Annotated in this window: 2 protein-coding genes; one reads left to right on the top strand and one right to left on the bottom strand. The window is 72.6% G+C overall.

The window, feature by feature from the left end:
* The first annotated feature begins 143 nt into the window (after positions 1 to 143).
* Positions 144 to 1,007 (top strand): dienelactone hydrolase family protein, encoded by an 864-nt coding sequence (locus AC1D15_RS23015; protein ID WP_477827800.1) that lies wholly within the window; start codon positions 144 to 146, stop codon positions 1,005 to 1,007.
* Between the two features lie 120 nt (positions 1,008 to 1,127).
* Here AC1D15_RS23015 and AC1D15_RS23010 read toward each other — a convergent pair whose 3' ends face one another.
* A complete protein-coding gene (locus tag AC1D15_RS23010) occupies positions 1,128 to 2,993 on the bottom strand; it encodes a sensor domain-containing diguanylate cyclase (RefSeq protein WP_477827799.1) in 1,866 nt (621 codons plus the stop codon).
* Positions 2,994 to 3,384: the final 391 nt, after the last annotated feature.

Genomic DNA, 3,384 nt, shown 5'->3' with positions numbered 1-3,384 from the left:
CAGTGGCGCTACCGGCGCGTCGGCGGCTCGCAGGATTTCGGCATCGGTTCGGTGACCACGCTGACGGCTGCGCCGGGCACGCAGGCGCTGCACTTCTCACCGTTGCCGCCGGCGACCGGCATCTCGCCCGACGGCGTGAAGCCATGACGCGCTGGCTGCGCCTGGTCGCCGCGGCGGGTTGTGCCGCGGTGCTGGGCGCGCAGGCACAGACCGAGGTCGCCTTCGACAGTCTCGATCGCCACGGCGGCCAGGCCGTGACGCTGAAGGCCTGGTGGTTCGGCGTCGACCGGCGGCAAGCCCCGGCGGTCGTGCTGCTGCACGGCTGCAGCGGCCCGTACGACCACCGGGGCCGGCTCGGCGCGCGCATGCGCGAGTACGCGGAGCTCTTCAACCGCCAGGGCATGCACGCGCTGGTGGTGGATTCGCTGACGCCACGCGGCGAGACCGAGCTGTGCACGCAGCGCATCGGCACGCGACAGGTGACACAGGCGAATCGCCGGCTCGATGCGCTTGCATCGCTGCACTGGCTCGCGCAGCGGCCGGACGTCGATGCGCAGCGGCTGGGGCTCGTCGGCTGGTCGAACGGCGGCAGCACCGTGCTGTCGGCCACCAACCTGCGGCAGCGCGAGGTGCGCGAGGCGCCGCTGCGGCCGGCCTTCGCGGTGGCCTTCTACCCGGGCTGCGAGGCCGACCTGCGGCGCGGCTACCAGCCGTCGACGCCGCTGCTGCTGCTGGTGGGCGAGGCCGACGACTGGACGCCCGCGGCGCCCTGCCAGGCGCTTGCGGCCCAGGCCGCGGTCGACAGCGGCGCGGGCACGCCGGCCGTGCAGATCGAGGCCTATGCCGGCGCGTACCACGGCTTCGATTCGCATGCGCCGGTGCGCGTGCGCAAGGAGGTGCCGAACGGGCTGCATCCCGGCGAGGGCGTGCACGTCGGCGGCAACCCCGAGGCGCTGCGGCGCTCGCGGCAGCGCCTGCTGGAGTTCATCGCTCCGTGGATGAAATGACGACCCCTCGGCCGACGGGTACGTCGGCCGATCCCCCGAGGGGGATGCGGGCCGGCAAGGTCCACGAAGTGGGCCTCTCCGTGGCCCATGGCGGCCCGGCGCTCGGCCCGCTAGCGCGCCTCACATCAGCATCACGATGCCGTCGCGGCCGGCCGACTTTGCGCCGTAGAGCGCCATGTCGGCGCGCTTCAGCAGCCGGTCGAACGCGATGTCGGGCGGCGTGAGCTCGGCCAGGCACAGCGTCGCGATGCCCATGCTGACCGTGACGAATCCCGGTGGCGAATCGGCATGCGGGATCGCCATGTGGTGGATGGTCTGGCGGATGCGCTCGCAGCGGCGTTCGGCATCGGCCGCGCTGACGTCGGGCAGCAGGACCGCGAACTCCTCGCCGCCGATGCGGGCCGCGCATTCGCCGCCGCGCTCGAACGCGGCACCGATCGCCCGTGCGACGCGGGCCAGGCAGTCGTCGCCGGCCGCGTGTCCGTAGCGGTCGTTGAAGCGCTTGAAGTGGTCGATGTCGACCATCACCAGCGTCAGCGGGCGCTGTGAGCGCCAGGCGCGGCGCACCTCCTCCAGCTTGCGTTCGTCGAAGGCGCGGCGGTTCGCGAGGCCGGTGAGCGCGTCGCTGCGCGACTGGTGCAGCAGCTCGCGGCGGGCCTGTTCCAGCTGTGCAAGGTCGCGCCAGCGCGCGAGCGCGCCGAACAGCGGCTTCGCGATCAGCGCGATCTCGCGTTCCTCGACCGCTTGCGGCAGGTCCAGGCAGGCCAGCAACTGGCCGCTGTCGGCGGCGTCATGGCGGCACACCTGCAGCGATCCGGCGGCGCAGCCGTGCAGCAGCGCGCGCGATTCGTGGCAATCGCTGCTCTCGGTGCACCACTGCATCTGCCAGCCGTCGACCGGGAACAGCGGCGGCAGTTCGCTGCCCTCGGCCGGGCAGGGGCCAGCGCCACCGCCAAAGGTCCAGTTCCAGCGACGGCCCTCGCCACGCTCGGCCAAGGCGCAGGCGCGGGCCCCCAGCAGCTCGGCGATGTCGGCCAGCGCCATGCGCAGCGCCAGCGGATAGGCATCGGGCGGCAGGTAGATCAGCCGGGCCGACAGGCGCGAGGCCGATTCGAGCACCCGGTTCAGCCGCGTCAGGTCGGCGGTGCGCTGCTGCACGGCACCTTCGAGGCGATCGCGTTCGGCACCGAGCGTCTGCAGCGCACGGTCGCGTTCGCCGACGTAGCGCGCGATGCCTCGGTGCAGTTGCTGGAAGCTGTCGGCCACCAGGTCGATCTCGTCGCGCCAGCGGCGTGGCGGACGCGGCCATGCCGGCAGCGGTCCGAGTTCTTCGGGGTTCAGCAGGGCGGCCTGCCGGGCGACCAGGCGCAGGCCGAGGGAGATGTCGCGGTGGAGCATCCAGGCCACCAGCAGCCCGAGCAGCACGGCGGGCAGCACGACAGCGACCGCTGTCTTCGCGACGCTGCCGCGCACCTGCGCCGACAGGCCGCTGCGATCGAAGTCGAGCTCCAGCCGACCGAGGCCGGTGGGGTCGGCGCCTGTGGCTGCGATCGGGATCTCGACGCCGCGCAGCGCCGCCCGCGGCAGCACCCCCTGCAGCACGCCGTGCGCCGCACCGGGCAGGTCGGCCGGCGCGCCGGCCACGTAGGCGGTGCCCGACGGCGTGAGCAGCCGCACGTTCACCATGCGCGGATAGCGGGAGATCTGGTCGAGTTCCTGCTGGATCGCGTTGCCGTCCTGGCGCTGCAGCGCATCGGCCAGGCGAGGCAGCCGCGTGGCCGCGATGTCGCGTGCCATGGCCTGTTCGTCGGCGGCCTGGGTGCTGAACGCGAGCCAGGCGTGCAGTCCGAGCGACAGCGTCGAGCACAGCAGGCAACTCAATGCGATGGCGGCGAGGGTGCGCAACACCAGCGGGCGGAATGGCCGCGACGCCGGCAACGCCGGATGCGACGGCGCAGTGGGCAAGGCGGCGAGGGTGGACGACATGGTGATGCGAAGCGGTGGCGAAGCGATGGAGAAAGGAGATCGTGCCCGGCCTTTCGGCAAAGAATCCTGCGAGCTGTTGCGATGGCGCGTGACTTATTCCAGCGGTCGCGGACGCACCTCGTCGAGTTGACAGTTGTTGGCGATTGAGGGAACCCCACCGGGGGCAGAACGCCCCGGTACGCCTTGCAAAGCGCCAAGGGCTCCGCCCACAATGACCCTCATGAGAGCCTCATCGTCGCGACCGGACAGCGTGCCAGGCCCCCCCGCGGCCAAGGCGGTGTCGCACGGCGCCTGGCGGACGCTGCTGCGACGCGTGTCGGCGCTGAGCCCGCACGCCCAGCGCTGCGCCGCGGCCGATGCCACGCCGGACCCGGTTCTGCTGGTGGATGCG

Source organism: Rhizobacter sp. P2_H2 (assembly GCF_056403375.1).
This window is presented reverse-complemented; position numbering and strand designations above follow the sequence as displayed.

What these genes read in the sequence shown, in the direction of transcription:
- AC1D15_RS23015 (WP_477827800.1), top strand. Translation starts at nt 144, where the DNA reads ATGACGCGCTGGCTGCGCCTGGTCGCCGCGGCGGGTTGTGCCGCGGTG.
- AC1D15_RS23010 (WP_477827799.1), bottom strand. Translation starts at nt 2,993, where the DNA reads ATGTCGTCCACCCTCGCCGCCTTGCCCACTGCGCCGTCGCATCCGGCG.